Below are 18,578 nucleotides of genomic sequence, written 5' to 3' on the forward strand. Positions count from 1 at the left end.
GCTCGGCTCAGGGCAGCGCGTCGAAGCCCGGGCCGAAGCCGTTGAGCGACACGGGCACGCCGATGCCTTCTTCGGGCGTCTGGAAGATGATGAAGGTCGCCTGCTTGCCGGTCTTCAGCTGGTTCACAAGCGTATCCTCGAGCACGACCTCGGCGACGCAGCCGTTCGGCAGACAGCGCACGAAGCCGGCCCGACCCACCTCCACCTGATCGATTCGCAGTCCAAGCCCCGAGGGCAGCAGCACGCCGAGCGGCGCCAGCACGCGCAGCAGCCTGCTCTTCTTGTCGGCTGTCTTCAGCACGATGACGGTGAGGCCGACGTTCGGCCGGTCCTCGGCCGTGACGCTCTGGACGAGCGCGCACTGCTCGCCCTGCGCCCCAGGCGGCGTGTCGCAGCGCATCTGCCAGTCGCCGTGCGTCGCCTTGACTGCGCCCTGGGCCGATGCTGCGACCGGCGAGAGCACGAACAGCGCCGCGGCGAGAGCGAAAGCCGATTTGCGGAAGGTTGGCACGGTCGGCGGTCTCCGGATCAATCGGCGAAACAGGGGGGTAACAGAGCCCGATGCGGTGTCAAGCAAGGTGGCGCGACGGACGAACCCTCTGAGGCGTCGCGGGCTTTTGCCTTTTTCGCGCCCAAATGCCGCATGAACACCCACAAATCGTCACATTGAGCTTTTGGAACGCTTATGGTTTCAACGTTCCGCTGATAAGTAAGGCGCCTGAAGGCGACGCTGGATTCGTCGCTACGGACATCTTACCGGTGACGCCAAAACGCGGCGCGGTCGACCGGGCACTTGCTCCGACGAGCCCGCCGCATGACAACGAGGGGCCTTCGACAAGGTCTCAGGGAAGCGACGAAGAGGCTCGCACGCACATGCTCCGAACCGGACGTCAGACGACGCTATCGATCGCGGCCCTCGCAGCCTCGCTCGCGACCGCCGCCCCGGCCTATGCGGGCGTCGGGCAGCCGTCTCCCTGGGAAATCGGCTTGCAGGACGCCGTCACGCCGGTGTTCCGCCAGGCGCACGAGTTCCACAGCTTCATCGTCGTCATCATGGCGGCGGTGGTGCTGTTCGTGCTGGCGCTGCTCGTCATCGTCGTCGTCCGGTTCCGCGAGTCGAAGAACCCGGTTCCCTCGAAGACGACGCATCACACCCTGCTTGAGGTCGCTTGGACGATCATACCGGTGCTGATCCTGGTGGTGATCGCCGTTCCGTCGTTCCGCCTGCTCTACGCGCAGTACTCGCCGCCGCCGGCCGACCTCACCATCAAGGTCATTGGCCGCCAGTGGAACTGGGACGTCATCTATCCGGACGCCGGCGGCCTGACGATGACCCAGATCATGCTCCAGCCCGACGAGCTTCAGCCGGGACAGCCCAACAAGCTCGCCACCGATTACAAGGCGGTGGTGCCGGTGAACAAGGTCGTGCGCGTCGAGGTGACGGCGTCCGACGTGATCCACTCGTTCACGATCCCGTCCTTCGGCGTGAAGGTCGACGCCGTTCCTGGCCGTCTGAACGAGACCTGGTTCAAGGCGGAGAGGGAGGGTCTCTATTACGGCCAGTGCTCCGAGCTCTGCGGCCTGCAGCATTCGGGCATGCCGATCACGATCCAGGTCGTCGCCCAGGACGTCTATGACAAGTGGCTCGCGGCCGCGAAGACCGATCTTGACGGCGCCGACAAGCTCCTGGAGCAGGCGGACGCCGGCTCCGCCAACACGTCGGTCGCGTCGCGCTAACGGGCGCCTAGAAAATACGGAGGAGACGACCGTCATGGCGACAGCTACGGCGCACGGCCACACCCCCGCCGGTCATGCCCACCCAACGGGCTGGCGCAGGTACGTCTATTCGACGAACCACAAAGACATCGGCACGATGTACCTGATCTTCGCGATCTGCGCCGGCATTCTCGGCGGGGCGCTGTCGGTCGGCATCCGCATGGAGCTGCAGAGCCCCGGCATGCAGATCTTCGGCAACGAGAACGTCTTCAACGCCTTCGTCACCTCGCACGGCCTGATCATGATCTTCTTCATGGTGATGCCGGCGATGATCGGCGGCTTCGGGAACTGGTTCGTCCCGCTGATGATCGGCGCGCCGGACATGGCGTTCCCGCGCATGAACAACATCTCTTTCTGGCTGCTGCCGCCTGCGATCGGCCTGCTGATCATCTCGCTGTTCGTGCCCGGCGCGCCCGGCTCCCACGGCGTGACCGGCGGCTGGACGATCTATCCGCCATACTCCTCCAAGCAGGGCCAGCCGGGCCCCGCGATGGACTACGCGATCCTGGCTCTCCATATCGCGGGCGCGTCGTCGATCCTCGGCGCGATCAACTTCATCACCACGATCTTCAACATGCGCGCGCCGGGCATGACGCTGCACAAGATGCCGCTGTTCGCCTGGTCCGTGCTGGTGACCGCCTTCCTGTTGCTGCTGTCGCTGCCGGTTCTCGCCGGCGCGATCACGATGCTGCTGACGGACCGCAACTTCGGCACGACCTTCTTCGACCCGAAGGGCGGCGGCGACCCGATCCTGTTCCAGCATCTGTTTTGGTTTTTCGGCCACCCGGAAGTCTATATCCTGATCCTGCCGGGCTTCGGCATCATCAGCCATGTGATCTCGACTTTCTCGAAGAAGCCGATCTTCGGCTATCTCGGCATGGCCTACGCGATGGTCGCGATCGGCGTCGTCGGCTTCGTGGTGTGGGCGCACCACATGTACACGACCGGCATTTCGGTTAACACGCAGGCCTATTTCGTGTTCGCCACGATGGTGATCGCGGTGCCGACGGGCGTGAAGATCTTCTCCTGGATCGCGACGATGTGGGGCGGCTCGATCTCGCTCCGCACCCCGATGATCTGGGCGATCGGCTTCATCTTCCTGTTCACGCTCGGCGGCGTCACCGGCGTCGTGCTGTCGAACGCCGGCATCGACCGTTCGCTGCAGGACACCTATTACGTCGTGGCGCACTTCCACTACGTGCTGTCGCTCGGCGCCGTGTTCGCCATCTTCTCGGGCTGGTACTACTGGTTCCCGAAGATGTTCGGCTACATGTACAACGAGACCATTGGCAAGGCGCACTTCTGGGTGACCTTCGTCGGCGTCAACCTGGTGTTCTTCCCGCAGCACTTCCTTGGTCTGGCCGGTATGCCGCGCCGCTACGCCGACTATCCGGAGGCGTATCACGGCTGGAACATGATCTCGTCGATCGGCTCCTACATCTCGGCCTTCGGCGTGCTCATCTTCCTCTATGGCGTGTTCGAGGCGTTCGCGAAGAAGCGGATCGCCGGCGACAATCCGTGGGGCGAGGGCGCGACGACGCTGGAATGGACGCTGTCGTCGCCGCCGCCGTTCCACCAGTTCGAGACGCTGCCGCAGATCAAGTGACGATCCGGGAGGCGGGCGCTTAATCGCTCGCCTCCCGCCCGATGGGCGGACGAATGAAGGGGCGCCGCCGGCGCATCGTTCGTCGTCGAAGCATCACAGCATCCGGCCCGGCCGCTTCGGCCGGTCCGCCGCGTAAAGGTCGTTCGTCGTCTCATGTCGCTGATCGAAAAAGACCACATCGAAGCGGGAGCGTTGCCCGGACCGAGCCTTGCCGGCGTCGGCGACTATCTCGCGCTGCTGAAGCCGCGGGTGATGTCGCTCGTGGTCTTTACGGCGCTGACCGGCATCGTCGCTGCCCCCCACGGCCTGCATCCCGTCCTTGCTGCGATATCCCTGTTCTGCATCGCGATTGGCGCGGGGGCCTCGGGCGCGCTCAACATGTGGTGGGACGCCGACATCGACGCGGTGATGACCCGCACCGTCAACCGTCCCGTGCCGTCGGGCCGCGTCACGCCGGGCGAGGCGCTCGCGTTCGGGATGACGCTGTCGGTCGGCTCGGTGCTGATGCTCGGCCTGACGGCCAACTGGCTGGCGGCCGGCCTGCTCGCCTTCACGATCTTCTTCTATGTCGTGATCTACACGATGTGGCTGAAGCGCTGGACGCCGCAGAACATCGTCATCGGCGGCCTCGCCGGCGCCATGCCGCCGATGGTCGGCTGGGCCGCCGCCGCCGGCTCCGTCGGCCTCGAGGCCGCGGTGATGGTCGCGATCATCTTCATGTGGACGCCGCCGCACTTCTGGGCGCTCGCGCTCATCAAGTCGGACGACTACGCCCGCGCGGGCGTGCCGATGCTGCCCGTCGTCGCCGGCCCCGACGAGACCCGTCGCCAGATCCTGCTCTATGCGCTTGCGCTCGCGCCGCTCGGCGTCGTTCCGGCCTTCATCGGGCTCGGAGGTCTGGTCTATCTGATCGTTTCGATCATCGTCGGCGCGATCTTCGTGCAGCGCGCCTGGATGGTTTACCGGCTTCGCGAGGGCGAGTCCGCGAGGCGGGCGGCGGGACAGCTGTTCGGCTTCTCGTTGATCCACCTGTCCGCGCTGTTCTTCGTGCTGCTCGCCGAGAAGGCCGCCGGCGCGCCGGCGTTCACCGCGCCGTTCCACGGCTGGATGTGAGCGATGGCCGGCGAGGAGCATAAGGGGATCGTCCTCACCGAAGAGCAGAAGCGTCGCCGCAATGCGCGTAGCGTTGCGATCGCGGTCGCGCTCGCGGTTCTCGTAGCGCTGTTCTATCTCGTGACCATCTTCAAGATGGGCGGGAACGTCGCCAACCGGCCGCTGTAAGCGTGGGAGAACGACCATGACCGACCCCCGCGATCCACGCCCGTCGCCATCGGGTTCGAACCGCCGCCACGCCGCCGTCGGCGTCGCCTGCGCCGCCCTCGTCGCGGCCATGGTCGGCGCGTCCTACGCAGCCGTCCCGCTGTATAATATGTTCTGCCGGGCGACAGGGTACGGCGGCACGACGCAGGTCGCGGAACAGGCTCCGAAGGCCGTACTCGACCGCGTGATCACGGTGCGCTTCGACGGCAACGTCTCTCCGGGCCTGCCGTGGAAGTTCGGGCCTGAGGCGAACGAGGTGAAGGTCAAGATCGGCGAGACCAAATTGGCGCTGTTCAAGGCGACGAACGTCTCGGATCGGGTCGTCACGGGGACCGCGAGCTACAATGTGACGCCCGACCAGATGGGCGCGTATTTCTCGAAGATCCAGTGCTTCTGCTTCACGCAGCAGACGCTCCAGCCCGGCGAGTCGATCGACATGCCGGTGGTGTTCTTCGTCTACCCGTCGATCGCCGACGACCCTCAGCTGGACAAGCTGACCCAGCTGACGCTGTCCTACACCTTCTATCCGGACAAGGGGCCCAAGTCCGCCTCCGCCGCCGGGCCGGAACGACCGAAGACATAATGCGCCGCCTCTGCGACGGCCGCTTCGACGGGACGCGCGGAGGATGAGAAAATCGAAGGGGAGCACGATGGCCGACGCCCACGCCAAGCATCACGACTACCACCTCGTCGACCCAAGCCCCTGGCCGTTCGTCGGCGCGGTCTCGGCCTTCGTGCTCGCGGTCGGCGCGGTGCACTGGTTCAAGGGCGCGCCGCCTTACGTCGCGCTCGCGGGCTTCGCCGGCGTGCTCCTGACGATGGTCGCCTGGTGGCGCGACGTCATCCATGAGGCGAACACCGGGCTGCACACCCGCGTCGTTCAGCTCCATCTGCGCTACGGGATGATGTTGTTCATCGCCTCCGAGGTGATGTTCTTCGTCGCCTGGTTCTGGGCCTATTTCGACGTCGCGCTGTTCCCGAACGAGGCGCATCAGTTCCAGCGCACCGCGCTTACCGGCGGCGTCTGGCCGCCGAACGGGATCGAGACCTTCGACCCCTGGCACCTGCCGCTGCTCAACACGCTGATCCTGCTGACCTCCGGCACCACCGTCACTTGGGCGCATCACGCGCTCATCCATGGCGACCGCAGGGGCCTGAAGCTCGGCCTCCTGCTGACGATCGTGCTCGGCCTGCTGTTCACGACCTGCCAGGCGATCGAGTATTCCGACGCGGCGTTCAACTTCAAGGGCCACATCTACGGCTCGACCTTCTTCATGGCGACCGGCTTCCACGGCTTCCACGTCATCGTCGGCACGATCTTCCTGATCGTCTGCCTGTTCCGCGCGATGGCCGGCCAGTTCACGCCGAAGCAGCATTTCGGCTTCGAGGCGGCGGCCTGGTACTGGCACTTCGTCGACGTGGTCTGGCTGTTCCTGTTCGCCACCATCTACGTCTGGGGCCACGGCGCCTCGCACGCGGGCTGAACGTAGGGTTCCGGCGCAAACCGCGTCTGGCGTGAGGGGCCGTCGGCGTCGAGCCGGCGGCCCCAAGCTTTTGGAGAGCGGCATGGACCGAGCACCCACCGCGCTGACGCCCGGCGGCGCTGCGCTCGCCGGCGTGTGCGGGCGTTGCCCGGCCTGCGGGCGGGGCAAGCTGTTCACCGGCTACATCAAGGTCCGTCCGGCTTGCGACGTCTGCGGCCAGGACTTCGCGTTCGCCGATTCCGGCGATGGGCCGGCCGTCTTCGTCATGCTGATCGCCGGCTTCATGGCGATGGGCTTCGTGCTGTGGTTCGAGTTCACCTACGAGCCGCCGTTCTGGGTGCATCTCGTGGTGTCTCTTCCCGTGGTTCTGCTGGTCTGCCTCGCGCTGCTTCGGATCTTCAAGGGACTGCTCATCGCGCTCCAGCATCGCAATGACGCCGCCGAGGGGCGGCTGGACGTCTAGTCCGATGGCCTTTGCGAAAGCGCGCCTGCTCCGCGCGGGCCTCGCCTCGGCGATCGGCGTGGCGATCCTCGTCGGTCTCGGAACGTGGCAGCTCGAGCGCCTCGCTTGGAAGAACGGTCTGATCGCGCTCGTCTCCGAGCGCATGTCGGAGCCTCCGGCGCCCCTGCCTCCGAAGGCCGAATGGACGAAACTCGACATCGAGGGCTGGAGCTACCGGCGCGTCTCGGCGACCGGCGTGTTCGACGGCGCGAGGGAATCCCGGGTCTACACCGTCCTGTCCGACCAGAAGGGCCGGTTCGGGGGCCCCGGCTACTGGATCATGACGCCGCTTGCGCTTCGCGATGGCGGCGTGGTGATCGTCAATCGGGGCTTCGTGCCGGAAGGGCTCGGCCGTCCCGAAGCGGAGGGGCGCGGCGACCCGAAGGGCGAGGTGACCGTCGTCGGTCTGCTGCGCGGTCCCGAAGGCCGCAACGCTTTCACGCCGAACGATTCGGCCGACGAACGCCTGTTCTTCGCGCGTGATCCGGCGCCGATAGCGGCCGGGCTCGGCATTTCGGACGCCGCGCCGTTCACCATCGACGCCGACGCCACGCCGAACCCCGGCGGCCTGCCGCAGGGCGGCGAGACGCGGATCGCGTTTCCCAACCGGCATCTCGAATATGCGCTGACATGGTATGGACTTGCGGGCGCGCTGGTCGCCGTGTTCATCGCCTTCGCGCTCAAGGCTCGGAAGGACGAGCCGGCGTCGTGAGGGGCAGGCCCCCCGCCCGGTCGCTTGCGGCGAAACCCCTGCGCGCCTAGGTTGGCGACCTCATTTCGCACTCAGGAAAGACCGTCCGGACCATGCCTGTCGCCTATGTCTCGACCCGCGGAGAGGCGCCCGTTCTCGGCTTCGCAGACGCGTTGCTGGCCGGGCTAGCCCGCGACGGCGGCCTCTATGTCCCGGACGCCTGGCCGACGCTGTCGCACGAGCAAATCGCTGATCTCGCTGGCAAATCCTACGCCGAGGCCGCCGAGGCCGTGATCGCGCCGTTCGTCGGCGATTCGATCGCTCCGGATAAACTCAGGGCGATGATCGAGGAGGCCTACGCGACGTTCCGGCATCCGGCGGTGTCGCCGCTGGTCCAGACCGGCTCCAATCGCTTCGTGCTGGAGTTGTTCCATGGTCCGACGCTCGCCTTCAAAGACGTCGCGATGCAACTTCTCGCGCGGATGATGGATCACGTGCTCGCTGAGCGCGGGCTGCGGACGACTATAGTCGGCGCGACATCGGGAGATACCGGCGGCGCCGCGATCGACGCTTTCAGAGGCCGCGACAGGGCCGATGTCTTCATCCTGATGCCGCACGGCAAGGTGAGCGAAGTCCAGCGCCGGCAGATGACGACTGCGGTCGAGGACAACGTCCATGCGATTGCGATCGACGGTTCGTTCGACGACGCCCAAGCGCTCGTTAAGGCGCTGTTCAACCACCATAATTTCCGCGACCGGCTGGCGCTCGGCGGCGTCAACTCGATCAACTGGGCGAGGGTGCTGGCGCAGGCGGTGTATTATTTCGTCGCGGCGGTCGCGCTCGGGGCGCCGGCGCGCGGAGTTAATTTCGTGGTGCCGACAGGTAACTTTGGGGATATTTTCGCAGGATATGTCGCGAAGCGGATGGGCCTGCCGATCAACCGGCTGGTGATCGCCACCAACGTCAACGACATCCTCGCCCGCACGCTCGAGACCGGACGCTACGAGGTCCGCGGAGTCGAGCCGACGACCTCGCCTTCGATGGACATCCAGGTCTCCTCCAACTTCGAGCGGCTGCTGTTCGACGCAGGCGGGCGCGACCCGGAGACGGTGCGGCGGGCTATGTCCTCGCTCGCGCAGTCCGGCGCGTTCGAGCTCGATGCGGCGACGCTCGCCAACATCCGGACGGACTTCGACGCCGGCCGCGCCGACGAGGCGGCGGTCGCCGAGACCATCGACCGGGTGCGGCGCGAGACCGGCTACCTGCTCGATCCCCACACGGCCGTGGCCTACGCCGTCGCCGAGAGGGCGGATCTCGACCCCGCGACGCCGACGGTCGTGCTGTCGACCGCCCACCCCGCCAAGTTTCCGGACGCCGTAGAGGCGGCGTCGGGGGTGCGGCCGGAGCTGCCGCCGCATCTCGCGGAGCTCCTGGAGAAGCCCGAAAAGCTGGTGCGGCTGCCGGGCGAGCTCGGCGCGATCGAGAGCTTCGTCGAGAGCCACGCCCGCGTCGCCCGCGGGGCCGCGGCGTGAGCGCGCGAGTCACGATCCTGCCGTCGGGCCTCGCCGTCGTGACCGACGCGATGCCCGAACTCGGCACCGCGGCGATCGGCGTCACCTTCGGCGCCGGCTCGCGGTCGGAGGCCTCCGACGAGCACGGCCTCGCCCATCTGCTCGAGCACATGGCCTTCAAGGGCACGCGACGCCGCTCGGCGCGGGCGATCGCCGAGGAGATCGAACAGGTCGGCGGCGACCTCAACGCCGCGACCGGCGTGGAGCAGACCGGCTACTCCGCCCGGGTGCTGTCGGCGGACATCGGGCTCGCGCTCGACATCCTGTCGGACATCGTGGTGGAGCCCGCCTTCGACGAGGTCGAGCTCGCCCGTGAGAAGAACGTCATCGTGCAGGAGATCGGCGCGGTCGAGGACACCCCCGACGATCTGGTGTTCGACTGGCTGCAGGACGCGGCCTTCCCCGGCCAGTCGCTCGGCCGCTCGATCCTCGGGACCGAGACGAGCGTGAATGCGCTGGACAGCGCTGCGCTCAGCCGGTTCCGCGACCGCGGATACCGCACGCGCGACGCCGTGGTGGTGGCGGCGGGCGCGGTGGACCACGACCGGGTCGTCGAGGAGACCATGCGCCGTTTCGCAGGGCTCAACGAGGGGGAGGGCCCTGCGCTCACTCCCGCCCGCTATGTCGGCGGCGACCGGCGCGAGAAGCGCGACCTCGAGCAGCTCCACGTCACGCTCGCCTTCGAGGGCCGGCCGTTCGACGCGCCGGACGCCTATGCGGCGCAGGTGTTCGCCAACCTCGTCGGCGGGGGGATGTCCTCGCGGCTGTTCCAGGAGGTCCGCGAGGAGCGGGGCCTCGCTTATTCCGTCCACGCCTTCCACTGGGGCTATGCGGACGCCGGGCTGTTCGGCGCCTACGCCGGAACCAGTCCGAAGGACGCGGCCGATATCCTGCCGGTGATGCTCGACGTGCTGATGGAGGCCGCGGACAACGCCGACGAACGGGAGGCGCAGCGCGCCAAGGCGCAGATGAAGGCCGGCCTGCTGATGTCGCTGGAGCAGCCCTCGGCGCGCGCCGACCAGCACGCCCGCCACCAGCTCGCCTATGGCCGTCCGCTCGACGCCGCCGAGATCATCGCGAAGATCGACGCGGTCTCGGTCGAGGACGCGCGCCGCGCCGGCCGCGCGATGCTGGCGTCGCGCCCGACGCTCGCCGCCATCGGCCCGATCCGGAGGCTGACCCCGCCGGAACGCCTCGCGGAGCGCCTCGGCGTCCGCGCCTCCGCCGCCTGAAACGGGAATGGCGTTCTTCCGCACGCTCGCTGCGGCCGAGACGATCCCGACGCTGGCCGGCGACGGCGTCACGCTGCGCGTGCCGGCGATGGCCGATTTCCCGCGCTGGAGCGCCTTGCGCGAGGAGAGCCGCGCGTTCCTGCAGCCGTGGGAGCCGACCTGGCCGGCGGACGACGTCTCGCGTCTCGCCTTCCGCAAGCGTCTGAAGCGCTACATGCGGGAGATCGAGCAGGACCAGGCCTACCCGTTCTTTGTGGTCCGGAAGGACGGCGTTCTGGTCGGCGGCGTCACGGTGAGCCAGATCCGGCGCGGCGTCGCGCAGACCTGCTCGATCGGCTACTGGATGGGCGCTCGCTACGCCGGCCGCGGGCACATGACGGCGGCCGTCAACGCGCTCACGCCCTTCGTGTTCGACACCCTGAAGCTGAGGCGCATCGAGGCCGCGTGCCTGCCGCGGAACGCCGCGTCGATCCGTCTCCTCGAAAAGACCGGATTTCAACGCGAAGGCTACGCCCGCGAATATCTCTGCATCGCCGGAGTTTGGCAGGACCACCTGCTCTATGCGCTTCTGCGCGGCGACGTGCTGGGATAACGTGCAGCCGGTTCGCGCCGTTCGGGCGCAAGACATTACGACGCCGGGAGTTCTCCCGACGACCACGGATCGCTCCGGTCCGGTATTTCAGGGAGAGCTGAGGCGTTGCGTTTTCTCCGCGCCCTCCTTCAGGCGTTCGTCGTCGCGACCGCCCTCGCCGGGGCCGTAGGGCCTGCGGCCGCGCTGCAGCCGCTTTCGCTCCAGCCGGACGATCAGGCCGTCGACCTGACGGGCGTGGTCGAGCGGCCGATGGGCCAGCCCGACCGCATCCAGGTCGCGACCCTCCCTGGCGCCGACGGCATCGTCCGGCAGATCGAGGTCCGCTCCGAACGTCATGGCGACGGCCGGCAATGGGCGGTGTTCGCGCTCAAGAACGAGGGCGACGAGCAGATCGACCGTCTGCTGGTCTCGCCGCATTACCGATTCGTCGGCTCCGGCGCGCTATGGCCGGATCTCGGCGAGCAGCGCATCCAGAACGTTACCGCGAGCCAGGGCATCCGGCCGGACCGGCAGGACGCCGACGATTCCGACACCTATGTGCTGACGATCGACCCCGGCGCGACCGTGACCTACGTCGTCGAGCTGTCGTCGCCGCGGCTGCTCCAGCTGACGCTCTGGGATCCCGACGCCTACAAGGACAAGGTCAACTCCTTCACGCTCTATCGCGGCATCCTGCTCGGAATCGGCGGTCTGCTCGCGCTCATCCTGACCATCGTGTTCGTGGTGAAGGGCTCCGTGATGTTTCCGGCCGCCGCGGCGCTCGCCTGGGCGGTGCTGTTCTATCTCGGCGTCGATTTCGGCTTCTGGCGGAAGGTCTTCGACCTGGCGCCGGAGACCGAACAGATCCTGCGCGCCGGCAGCGAGGCGGCGTTCGCGGCGACGCTGCTCGTGTTCCTGTTCGCCTATCTCAACCTCAACCGCTGGCACGTCCGCTACGCCCACATCATGGGAGCGTGGCTGGTGTTCCTGGTCGCGCTGGTGTGGCTTGCGGCCTATGACGCGCCGGTCGCGGCCGGCATCGCGCGGCTGTCGCTGCTCGGCGTCGCCGCCGCCGGCTTCGGCGTGATCGTCTGGCTGGTGACAAAGGGCTACGACCGCGCCGTAATGCTGGCGCCGACATGGCTGCTGCTGCTCGCATGGGTCGGCGCCGCGGGCGCGGCGGTCGCCGGAGCCCTCTCGAACGAACTTGTCGCGCCGGCGCTGGTCGGCGGCCTCGTGCTGATCGTCCTGCTGATCGGCTTCACCGTGATGCAGCACGCCTTCGCCGGCGGCGCGGTGCTGCACGGCGCGGTCTCCGACATCGAACGTCGGGCGCTCGCGATCACCGGCGCCGGCGACTTCGTCTGGGACTGGGACGTCGGCGGCGACCGCATCCACACCAGCCCGGAGCTCGAACAGGCGCTCGGTCTGAAGCGGGGCGCGCTGGAGGCCTCGCCCGCCGACTGGCTCGAGGTCGTGCATGTGAGCGACCGCGACCGCTTCCGCGCGGCGCTCGACGCGCTGCTCGACGAACGCCGCGGGCGGCTGACGGAGACCTTCCGTCTGCGCGGCTCGGACGGGCGCTATGTCTGGCACCAGCTCCGGGCGCGGCCGGTGGTCGGGGCCGACGGAGAGGTGGTGCGCTGCGTCGGCACGCTGCTCGACGTCAACGCCGGCAAGACCACCGAGGAGCGCCTGCTCCAGAACGCTGTGCACGACAACCTGACCGGGCTTCCGAACCGCGAGCTGTTCCTCGATCGCCTGGAGGCCGCGCTTGCCTTCTCGCGCGAGAATCCGGGCTTTCGTCCGACCGTGATGGTCGTCGACATCGACCGCTACAAGAAGATCAACGACGCCGTGGGCGTCGCGACCGGCGACACGATCCTGATCACTGTGGTGCGCCGGCTGTCGCGGCTGCTGAAGCCGCAGGACACGCTGGCCCGGCTGAGCGGCGACCAGTTCGGCGTGCTGCTGATGTCGGAGCGCGACGCGGCGGCGATCCCGGTCTTCGCGGAGACCCTGAAGCGCACGCTGCGTTCGCCGATCGCCTTCGGCGGCAAGGAGATCTTCCTGACCGGCTCGATCGGCCTCGTCACGGGCGAAGCCGGCCCGGACGTCTCGGGCGAGGAGCTGATCAAGAACGCCGAAGTCGCGATGTATCACGCCAAGCGCTTCGGCGGCGACCACATCGAGATCTTCCGGCCCTCGATGCGGGCGGCGACCACCGACAGGCTGCTGATCGCGGGCGAGCTCAACCGCGCGCTCGAACGCAACGAGATCAAGGTGTTCTACCAGCCGATCGTGCGGCTGGACGACCGCTCGATCGCGGGCTTCGAGGCGCTGCTGCGCTGGGACCACCCGCGCTACGGGCGGCGCCCGACGTCCGAGTTCATCGCGATCGCCGAGGAGAGCGGGCTGATCGTCGACATCGGCCTGTTCGTGCTGGACGAGGCGGCGCGCCAGCTCGCCCGCTGGCAGGCGCAGGTGCCGGGCGAGCCGCCGCTGTTCATGTCGGTCAACGTCTCCAGCCGCCAGTTCCTGCGGCAGGACCTGGTGCAGGACATCCGCAACGTGCTGACGCGCGCGGCGCTGCCGGAAGGCTCGCTGAAGATCGAGCTGACCGAGAGCCTGGTGATGCAGAATCCCGAGCACGCCGCGCAGATGCTGACGCGGCTGAGGGAGCTCGGGGCCGGGCTCTCGCTCGACGATTTCGGCACCGGTCATTCGAGCCTCGCCTATCTCCAGCGCTTCCCGTTCGACGTGCTGAAGATCGACAAGTCGTTCGTGCGGCCGGTCGGCGGCGGCCAGCGTCCGATCCTGCTCTCCTCGATCGTGCGGCTCGCCCAGGATCTCGGGATGGAGGTCGTGGCGGAAGGCGTCGAGACCGACTCCGACGCGGTCGAGCTGTTTCACTTGGGCTGTGAATACGCGCAGGGCTTCGCCTTCGGCGAGGCGATGGCCGCCGACGCCTGCGACCGCATGCTGGGGCTCGCCGCCCCCGGCGTCGCGCGCCGCATGATGCAGGGCGCGCTTCGGCGGGGCTGAGGCTCAAATCAGTGAAGGCCGGGGCCGGTCCCTCCTCGCCTTAGCGGGGAGGGGTGCGACGCCGGCCGGGCGCGGGACCGGCGGGACGGGGCTCGGCGTCGGCTCCAGACGGCACGATCCCCCGCTCGGCCAAGGCCATCCTCCCCGCTGAGGCGAGGAGGGACCCGGAAGCGGTCAGCTCTTGAAGCCGCCCTCGATCACCGCGATGCGGAGCATATTCGTCGCGCCGGGGGTGCGCAGGGGCACGCCCGCCGAGATGATCACGCGATCACCGTCGATCGCGAAGCCTTCATCATGCGAGAACGCGCAGGCGCGGTCGACCATGTCGTCGAGATCGTGGGCGTCGGGCGCGAGAATCGAGTGCACGCCCCAGACCAGCGTCAGCCGGCGGCTGGTGTCGACGTTCGGGGTCAGCGCGATGATCGGCGTCTTCGGCCGCTCGCGCGCCGCGCGCCGGCCGGTGGTGCCGCCCGAGGTCCAGCAGATGATCGCGGCGAGGTCGAGCGTCTCGGCGACCTGGCGGGCGGCGGCGGAGATCGCGTCGGCCGGCGTCGATTCGGGCTCGGCGCGCTGGGCGTCGAGGATGGAGCGGTAATAGGGGTCGCTTTCAACGCTGCGGGCGATCGAATCCATCATCGCGACGGCTTCGGTCGGATAGGCGCCGGCTGCGGACTCCGCCGAGAGCATGATCGCGTCGGCGCCCTCGAACACCGCGGTCGCGACGTCGGAGGTCTCGGCGCGGGTCGGCGTCGGCTGGGTGATCATCGACTCCAGCATCTGGGTCGCGACGATCACCGGCTTGCCGGCCCTGCGGCAGGCGCGGGTCATCTGCTTCTGCAGGCCCGGCACCTTCTCGATCGGCATCTCGACGCCGAGGTCGCCGCGGGCGACCATCAGCGCGTCGGACAGGGCGATGATCTCGGCCAGCCGGTCGATCGCCTGCGGCTTCTCGATCTTGGTCATCACCGCGGCGCGGCCCTGGATGATGTCAGTGGCCTCGGTGATGTCCTCCGGACGCTGCACGAAGGACAGCGCGATCCACTCGCAGCCGGTCTCGAGGGCGGCGGCCAGATCGGCGTGATCCTTCGCGGTCATCGCGGAGGTCGCGATCAGCGTGTCCGGCAGGCTGACGCCCTTGCGGTCGGAGAGCCTGCCGCCGACCACGACTTCCGTCACAGTCTGGGTCGGCGTCGAGGAGATCGCGAGCAGCTTCACCTTGCCGTCGTCGAGCAGCAGATGATGGCCCGGCTCGAGCGCCTCGAGAATCTCGGGGTGGGGAAGGTGGACGCGGGTCTTGTCGCCCGGCGTCGGATCGGCGTCGAGGATGAACCTCTGGCCCTTCTCGACCATCACGGCGCCGTCCGCGAAGCGGCCGAGCCGGAGCTTCGGCCCCTGCAGGTCGACGAGGATGCCGATCGGGCGGCCGACCTCCTTCTCGATCCCGCGGATCGACGCGACCAGCTCGCGCATCCGGTCGTGGCTCGTGTGGCTCATGTTGATGCGGAAGACGTCGGCGCCGGCGTTGAACAGGCGCGTCATCATCTCGGGGCTCGAGGACGACGGTCCGAGCGTGGCGACGATCTTGACCTTGCGAAGGCGTCTCATTGGACCGCCGCTCCGGGTTCGAGGCCGGCGCTGTGGGCCGGGGCTGGCGTGGTCGCGGGAAAACGGATCGATCCGGACACGGCGGGCTTCGCCGTCGGCTCGGTGAGCTGCACCGTCCAGCTCTTCTGCTCGCCGGTGTCGATCTCGAAGAAGCCCGAGCGCTCGAAGCCGCGCGCGAGACAATCCTCGATCCCCTTGATCGTGAATTCCTTATCGCGAGTGCACATGTAGGCCTTACCGTTCCACTCGCCGCCGCGGTCGTAGTCGATCGCGTACACATAATAGAAGCGCGCCGACAGCGGCCCGCGGAGCAACGTTTCGCACGAATTCGCGCCGACGTTCCACCATCCCTCGGTCGACCACGTCTCCAGGTCCTTGTAACCGATCGAGACGCCGACCCGGCTCTCGGTCTTGTTGCAAAGCCGGAAGTCGGCGCGGGCCGGATCCGAGAGCCCCGCAAACGCCGTCGCCAGCGCGAGGCAGGAGCCGAGCCGGATCAGGGCGCGGAGTGAAACGGTCATTCGAATCATCATGTTGACGGGGGCCGGTTGGCTGAACCCTGTCAGCCCGGTTTGTGCTGCGAGGCGCCGGCGCTGTCAACGAGCACGATGCGCAGATCGTTGACGTTCGTGCAGGTCGGTCCGGTCTTCAGCACGTCGCCGGTCTCCTCGAAGAACCCCGTGCTGTCGTTGTTGGCGAGGAACGTGGCGGCGTCGAGGCCTTTGGCGCGCGCGCGCTCGCTCGTGCCCGGATCGACGACGGCGCCGGCGGGGTCCTCGGGCGAGCCGCCGCCGCCGTCCGCGCCGTCGGTGTCGCCTGCGAGCGCCGCCCAGTTCTCGAAGCCCGCGAGGTCGCGCACCAGCGCCAGCGCGTATTCCTGATTCGGGCCGCCGCGGCCGCCTTCGCCGACAATCGTGACGGTCAGCTCTCCGCCCGAGATCAGCGCGACGGGCCTTGCGACCGCCCCCAGCCCGCGAGCGATGCCTGCGTGCTCCGCCGCGACGTCGCGCGCCTCGCCTTCGAGGTCGGCGCCCACGACATGGACCTCGACGCCTGCGTCCTCCAGCGTCTTGATCGCGGCCGCCAGCGCGTCGGCGGGTCGCGAGACCACGGTGAAGCTGGTGTTCGCGAACGCCTCGTCGCCGGGCTTCGGGCTCTCGTTGGCGGGATCGCTCAGCGCCTTCGCGACGTCGGCGTGCGGCGTCACCTTATACCGCTCGAGCGCCGCGCGGGCGTCCGCGAGCGTCGACGGATCGGGCACGGTCGGACCCGACGCGATGACCGAGGGGTCGTCGCGCGGCACGTCGGAGATCGCAAGCGCGACCACGCGGGCGGGGTAGGCGGCGCGGGCCAGCCTGCCGCCCTTGATCTTCGACAGGTGCTTGCGGACCGTGTTGATGGCGTCGATCGGCGCTCCGGAGCGCAGCAGCGCCTTGGTCGTCGCCTGCTTGACCGAGAGGTCGAGGCCGTCCGCAGGCGACACCCAGTTCGCCGAGCCGCCGCCGGTGATGAGGGCGACCACGAGGTCGTCGGGGCCGGCTTCTTCGGCGAGCCTCAGGCTGTCGGCCGCGCCCTTGAGGCCTGCGGCGTCCGGCACAGGGTGGCCCGCTTCGATCACGGTGACGAACTCGGTCGGCCGGCTGTGGCCGTGGCGGGTGACGGCGAGGCCGGTCAGCCGGTCGGGGCCCAGGCCGTATGTCTCGCGGTAGAACTTCTCCGCCACCTCCGCGCAGGCGCCCGCGCCCTTGCCGGCGGCGAGCACGATGACCCGGCCCTTCGGCGGGGCGGGCAGGTGAGGCGGGATGCAGATCGCCGGATGCGCCGCGGCGACCCCTGCGTCGAACGCCCGGCGGAGGAGCGTGCGGCGTTCTTCGGGGCTCATGGGCGCTGCTCCAGGAAGAGGTCAGGCGCGCCGGAAAGGCGCAGGGTGGGGCCAAGGGCGGCCCTTCCTATGGCATCAACGGGCCGGCGTCACTATTGTGCGGAAGGCCATGACCCGCGACGCATTTTCGCCCACGACCAAAGACGGAGGCGCGCCCTTTGAGATGGTCGAGGGCCGCGGCCGGCTGCTGCTGCTCTGCGACCACGCCTCGAACCGCGTGCCCGAAGACCTCGGAAGCCTCGGCCTGCCGGCGGCGCAGTTCGAGCGGCACATAGCCTACGACATCGGCATGCGCGGCGTGACGCTCGCGCTCGCGCGGATGCTCGGCGCGCCGGCCGTGCTCTCGCGATTCTCCCGGCTTGTGATCGACCCCAACCGCGGGCCGGACGATCCGACGCTGCTGATGCGGCTTTCCGACGGGGCGATCGTGCCTGGCAACGCCAAGGCCGACGCCGCCGAGATCGAACGCCGCACGGCGCTGTTCCACCGCCCCTACCACGATGCGGTGTCGACCGCGCTCGACGCCATCGTCGAGCGCGGCGAGACGCCGGTCATCGTGTCGATGCACAGCTTCACGCCCGCCTGGAAGGGCGTTCCCCGGCCGTGGCATGTCGGTCTGCTGTGGGACGTCGACGATCGGCTGGCGACGCCTCTGCTCGCCTCTCTGACGGACGAAGGCGACATCGTGGTCGGCGACAACGAGCCCTATGACGGCGCTCTGGTGGGCGACACCATGCACCGCCACGGCACCGGCCGGGGCTTCCCGCACGTGCTCGTCGAGATCCGCCAGGATCTGGTCGCGGACGTCGAGGGTCAGGAGGCCTGGGCGCGCCGATTCGCGCGGCTGCTCCCGCCGCTTCTCGACCGGCCCGAGATGAGCCGCATCGTCCATTACGGCTCGCGCGCCGAGATCAGGAGACCGCAGCAATGACCGAACTGCCGGGCGTCGACGACCAGACCCGCGACGCGCTGGAGGCCGAGGTGTTCCGCCGGCTCGTCCAGCACCTGCGCGACCGACCGGACGTGCAGAACATCGACCTGATGAACCTCGCCGACTTCTGCCGGAACTGCCTGTCGAACTGGCTGAAGGACGCCGCCGACGCGCGCGGGCTGCCGCTCACCAAGGAGCAGTCGCGCGAGGCGGTCTACGGCATGCCCTACGAGGAGTGGAAGGCGCGCCACCAGAAGGACGCCTCGCCCGAGCAGCAGGCGGCGTTCGCCGCGGCTCAGGCGAAGCACTGAGCTTTTTCGGCGAGTAGAGAACCCCTCGCTCGGAGGGCTGGCTTCCTCCGA

The 18,578-nt window shown here is 68.5% G+C and carries 18 protein-coding genes; 14 read left to right on the forward strand and 4 right to left on the reverse strand.

Translation table 11 applies throughout. The features are described 5' to 3' along the window. Nucleotides 1-7: 7 nt before the first annotated feature. Nucleotides 8-511, reverse strand: coding sequence for an invasion associated locus B family protein (locus tag PKE75_RS06930; RefSeq protein WP_271167986.1), 504 nt, complete (start codon nucleotides 509-511; stop codon nucleotides 8-10). 362 nt (nucleotides 512-873) lie between these two features. On the opposite strand from PKE75_RS06930, the gene coxB reads away from it, so the two are divergent. The 12 genes from coxB to PKE75_RS06990 all read left to right on the forward strand — a co-directional run bounded on the left by coxB (nucleotide 874) and on the right by PKE75_RS06990 (nucleotide 13,798). Continuing rightward, nucleotides 874-1,737: a cytochrome c oxidase subunit II gene (coxB, locus tag PKE75_RS06935; RefSeq protein ID WP_271167987.1), complete on the forward strand. Its 864-nt coding sequence runs from the start codon at nucleotides 874-876 to the stop codon at nucleotides 1,735-1,737. A 34-nt stretch (nucleotides 1,738-1,771) separates the two neighbouring features. Next, nucleotides 1,772-3,382, forward strand: coding sequence for a cytochrome c oxidase subunit I (gene ctaD / locus PKE75_RS06940; RefSeq protein WP_271167988.1), 1,611 nt, complete (start codon nucleotides 1,772-1,774; stop codon nucleotides 3,380-3,382). A gap of 153 nt (nucleotides 3,383-3,535) precedes the next feature. Then, nucleotides 3,536-4,495 (forward strand): heme o synthase, encoded by a 960-nt coding sequence (locus PKE75_RS06945; protein WP_271167989.1) that lies wholly within the window; start codon nucleotides 3,536-3,538, stop codon nucleotides 4,493-4,495. 3 nt (nucleotides 4,496-4,498) lie between these two features. Continuing rightward, on the forward strand, nucleotides 4,499-4,663 hold the full coding sequence (locus tag PKE75_RS06950) for a hypothetical protein (RefSeq protein ID WP_271167990.1): 165 nt from the start codon (nucleotides 4,499-4,501) through the stop codon (nucleotides 4,661-4,663). A 16-nt stretch (nucleotides 4,664-4,679) separates the two neighbouring features. Beyond that, on the forward strand, nucleotides 4,680-5,285 hold the full coding sequence (locus PKE75_RS06955; RefSeq protein ID WP_271167991.1) for a cytochrome c oxidase assembly protein: 606 nt from the start codon (nucleotides 4,680-4,682) through the stop codon (nucleotides 5,283-5,285). 67 nt (nucleotides 5,286-5,352) lie between these two features. Continuing rightward, a complete protein-coding gene (locus PKE75_RS06960; RefSeq protein WP_271167992.1) occupies nucleotides 5,353-6,186 on the forward strand; it encodes a cytochrome c oxidase subunit 3 in 834 nt (277 codons plus the stop codon). Between the two features lie 82 nt (nucleotides 6,187-6,268). Beyond that, nucleotides 6,269-6,649, forward strand: a complete 381-nt coding sequence (locus tag PKE75_RS06965; protein ID WP_271167993.1) for a DUF983 domain-containing protein — start codon at nucleotides 6,269-6,271, stop codon at nucleotides 6,647-6,649. Between the two features lie 4 nt (nucleotides 6,650-6,653). Then, a complete protein-coding gene (locus PKE75_RS06970) occupies nucleotides 6,654-7,400 on the forward strand; it encodes an SURF1 family protein (RefSeq protein WP_271167994.1) in 747 nt (248 codons plus the stop codon). A gap of 92 nt (nucleotides 7,401-7,492) precedes the next feature. Next, a complete protein-coding gene (gene thrC, locus PKE75_RS06975; RefSeq protein ID WP_271167995.1) occupies nucleotides 7,493-8,911 on the forward strand; it encodes a threonine synthase in 1,419 nt (472 codons plus the stop codon). Continuing rightward, on the forward strand, nucleotides 8,908-10,182 hold the full coding sequence (locus PKE75_RS06980) for a M16 family metallopeptidase (RefSeq protein ID WP_271167996.1): 1,275 nt from the start codon (nucleotides 8,908-8,910) through the stop codon (nucleotides 10,180-10,182). Before thrC ends, PKE75_RS06980 begins: the two co-directional genes overlap by 4 nt. A 7-nt stretch (nucleotides 10,183-10,189) precedes the next feature. Further along, on the forward strand, nucleotides 10,190-10,774 hold the full coding sequence (locus PKE75_RS06985) for a GNAT family N-acetyltransferase (protein ID WP_271167997.1): 585 nt from the start codon (nucleotides 10,190-10,192) through the stop codon (nucleotides 10,772-10,774). 105 nt (nucleotides 10,775-10,879) lie between these two features. After that, nucleotides 10,880-13,798 carry an EAL domain-containing protein gene (locus tag PKE75_RS06990; protein WP_428979117.1) on the forward strand — a complete coding sequence of 973 codons (2,919 nt, stop codon included), beginning with the start codon at nucleotides 10,880-10,882 and terminating at the stop codon, nucleotides 13,796-13,798. A gap of 174 nt (nucleotides 13,799-13,972) precedes the next feature. Here the strand turns inward: PKE75_RS06990 and pyk are convergent, their stop codons facing one another. From pyk to PKE75_RS07005, 3 genes are read right to left on the reverse strand one after another with little or no spacing between them, the layout of a single operon-like run. Continuing rightward, nucleotides 13,973-15,403, reverse strand: a complete 1,431-nt coding sequence (pyk, locus tag PKE75_RS06995) for a pyruvate kinase (RefSeq protein WP_271167998.1) — start codon at nucleotides 15,401-15,403, stop codon at nucleotides 13,973-13,975. Next, the gene (locus PKE75_RS07000; RefSeq protein WP_271167999.1) at nucleotides 15,400-15,924 is read right to left on the reverse strand and encodes a DUF1036 domain-containing protein; all 525 of its coding nucleotides are present in this window, start codon (nucleotides 15,922-15,924) and stop codon (nucleotides 15,400-15,402) included. The genes pyk and PKE75_RS07000 overlap by 4 nt, the downstream gene beginning before the upstream one ends. 41 nt (nucleotides 15,925-15,965) lie before the next feature. Further along, on the reverse strand, nucleotides 15,966-17,285 hold the full coding sequence (locus PKE75_RS07005) for a glycerate kinase type-2 family protein (protein ID WP_271168000.1): 1,320 nt from the start codon (nucleotides 17,283-17,285) through the stop codon (nucleotides 15,966-15,968). A 109-nt stretch (nucleotides 17,286-17,394) separates the two neighbouring features. Between PKE75_RS07005 and PKE75_RS07010 the strand changes: the two genes are divergently transcribed. Further along, on the forward strand, nucleotides 17,395-18,216 hold the full coding sequence (locus tag PKE75_RS07010; protein ID WP_271168001.1) for an N-formylglutamate amidohydrolase: 822 nt from the start codon (nucleotides 17,395-17,397) through the stop codon (nucleotides 18,214-18,216). Continuing rightward, on the forward strand, nucleotides 18,213-18,527 hold the full coding sequence (locus tag PKE75_RS07015; protein WP_271168002.1) for a DUF1244 domain-containing protein: 315 nt from the start codon (nucleotides 18,213-18,215) through the stop codon (nucleotides 18,525-18,527). Before PKE75_RS07010 ends, PKE75_RS07015 begins: the two co-directional genes overlap by 4 nt. Nucleotides 18,528-18,578: the final 51 nt, after the last annotated feature.

The organism is Hansschlegelia plantiphila, assembly GCF_027922265.1.
In the GTDB taxonomy this organism is placed as follows: domain Bacteria; phylum Pseudomonadota; class Alphaproteobacteria; order Rhizobiales; family Methylopilaceae; genus Methylopila; species Methylopila plantiphila.

Bases quoted from the DNA above. Each gene is read 5' to 3' on its own strand.
- coxB (WP_271167987.1), top strand. From the start codon at position 874: ATGCTCCGAACCGGACGTCAGACGACGCTATCGATCGCGGCCCTCGCA.
- ctaD (WP_271167988.1), top strand. From the start codon at position 1,772: ATGGCGACAGCTACGGCGCACGGCCACACCCCCGCCGGTCATGCCCAC.
- PKE75_RS06945 (WP_271167989.1), top strand. From the start codon at position 3,536: ATGTCGCTGATCGAAAAAGACCACATCGAAGCGGGAGCGTTGCCCGGA.
- PKE75_RS06950 (WP_271167990.1), top strand. From the start codon at position 4,499: ATGGCCGGCGAGGAGCATAAGGGGATCGTCCTCACCGAAGAGCAGAAG.
- PKE75_RS06955 (WP_271167991.1), top strand. From the start codon at position 4,680: ATGACCGACCCCCGCGATCCACGCCCGTCGCCATCGGGTTCGAACCGC.
- PKE75_RS06960 (WP_271167992.1), top strand. From the start codon at position 5,353: ATGGCCGACGCCCACGCCAAGCATCACGACTACCACCTCGTCGACCCA.
- PKE75_RS06965 (WP_271167993.1), top strand. From the start codon at position 6,269: ATGGACCGAGCACCCACCGCGCTGACGCCCGGCGGCGCTGCGCTCGCC.
- PKE75_RS06970 (WP_271167994.1), top strand. From the start codon at position 6,654: ATGGCCTTTGCGAAAGCGCGCCTGCTCCGCGCGGGCCTCGCCTCGGCG.
- thrC (WP_271167995.1), top strand. From the start codon at position 7,493: ATGCCTGTCGCCTATGTCTCGACCCGCGGAGAGGCGCCCGTTCTCGGC.
- PKE75_RS06985 (WP_271167997.1), top strand. From the start codon at position 10,190: ATGGCGTTCTTCCGCACGCTCGCTGCGGCCGAGACGATCCCGACGCTG.
- pyk (WP_271167998.1), bottom strand. From the start codon at position 15,403: ATGAGACGCCTTCGCAAGGTCAAGATCGTCGCCACGCTCGGACCGTCG.
- PKE75_RS07000 (WP_271167999.1), bottom strand. From the start codon at position 15,924: ATGACCGTTTCACTCCGCGCCCTGATCCGGCTCGGCTCCTGCCTCGCG.
- PKE75_RS07005 (WP_271168000.1), bottom strand. From the start codon at position 17,285: ATGAGCCCCGAAGAACGCCGCACGCTCCTCCGCCGGGCGTTCGACGCA.
- PKE75_RS07010 (WP_271168001.1), top strand. From the start codon at position 17,395: ATGACCCGCGACGCATTTTCGCCCACGACCAAAGACGGAGGCGCGCCC.
- PKE75_RS07015 (WP_271168002.1), top strand. From the start codon at position 18,213: ATGACCGAACTGCCGGGCGTCGACGACCAGACCCGCGACGCGCTGGAG.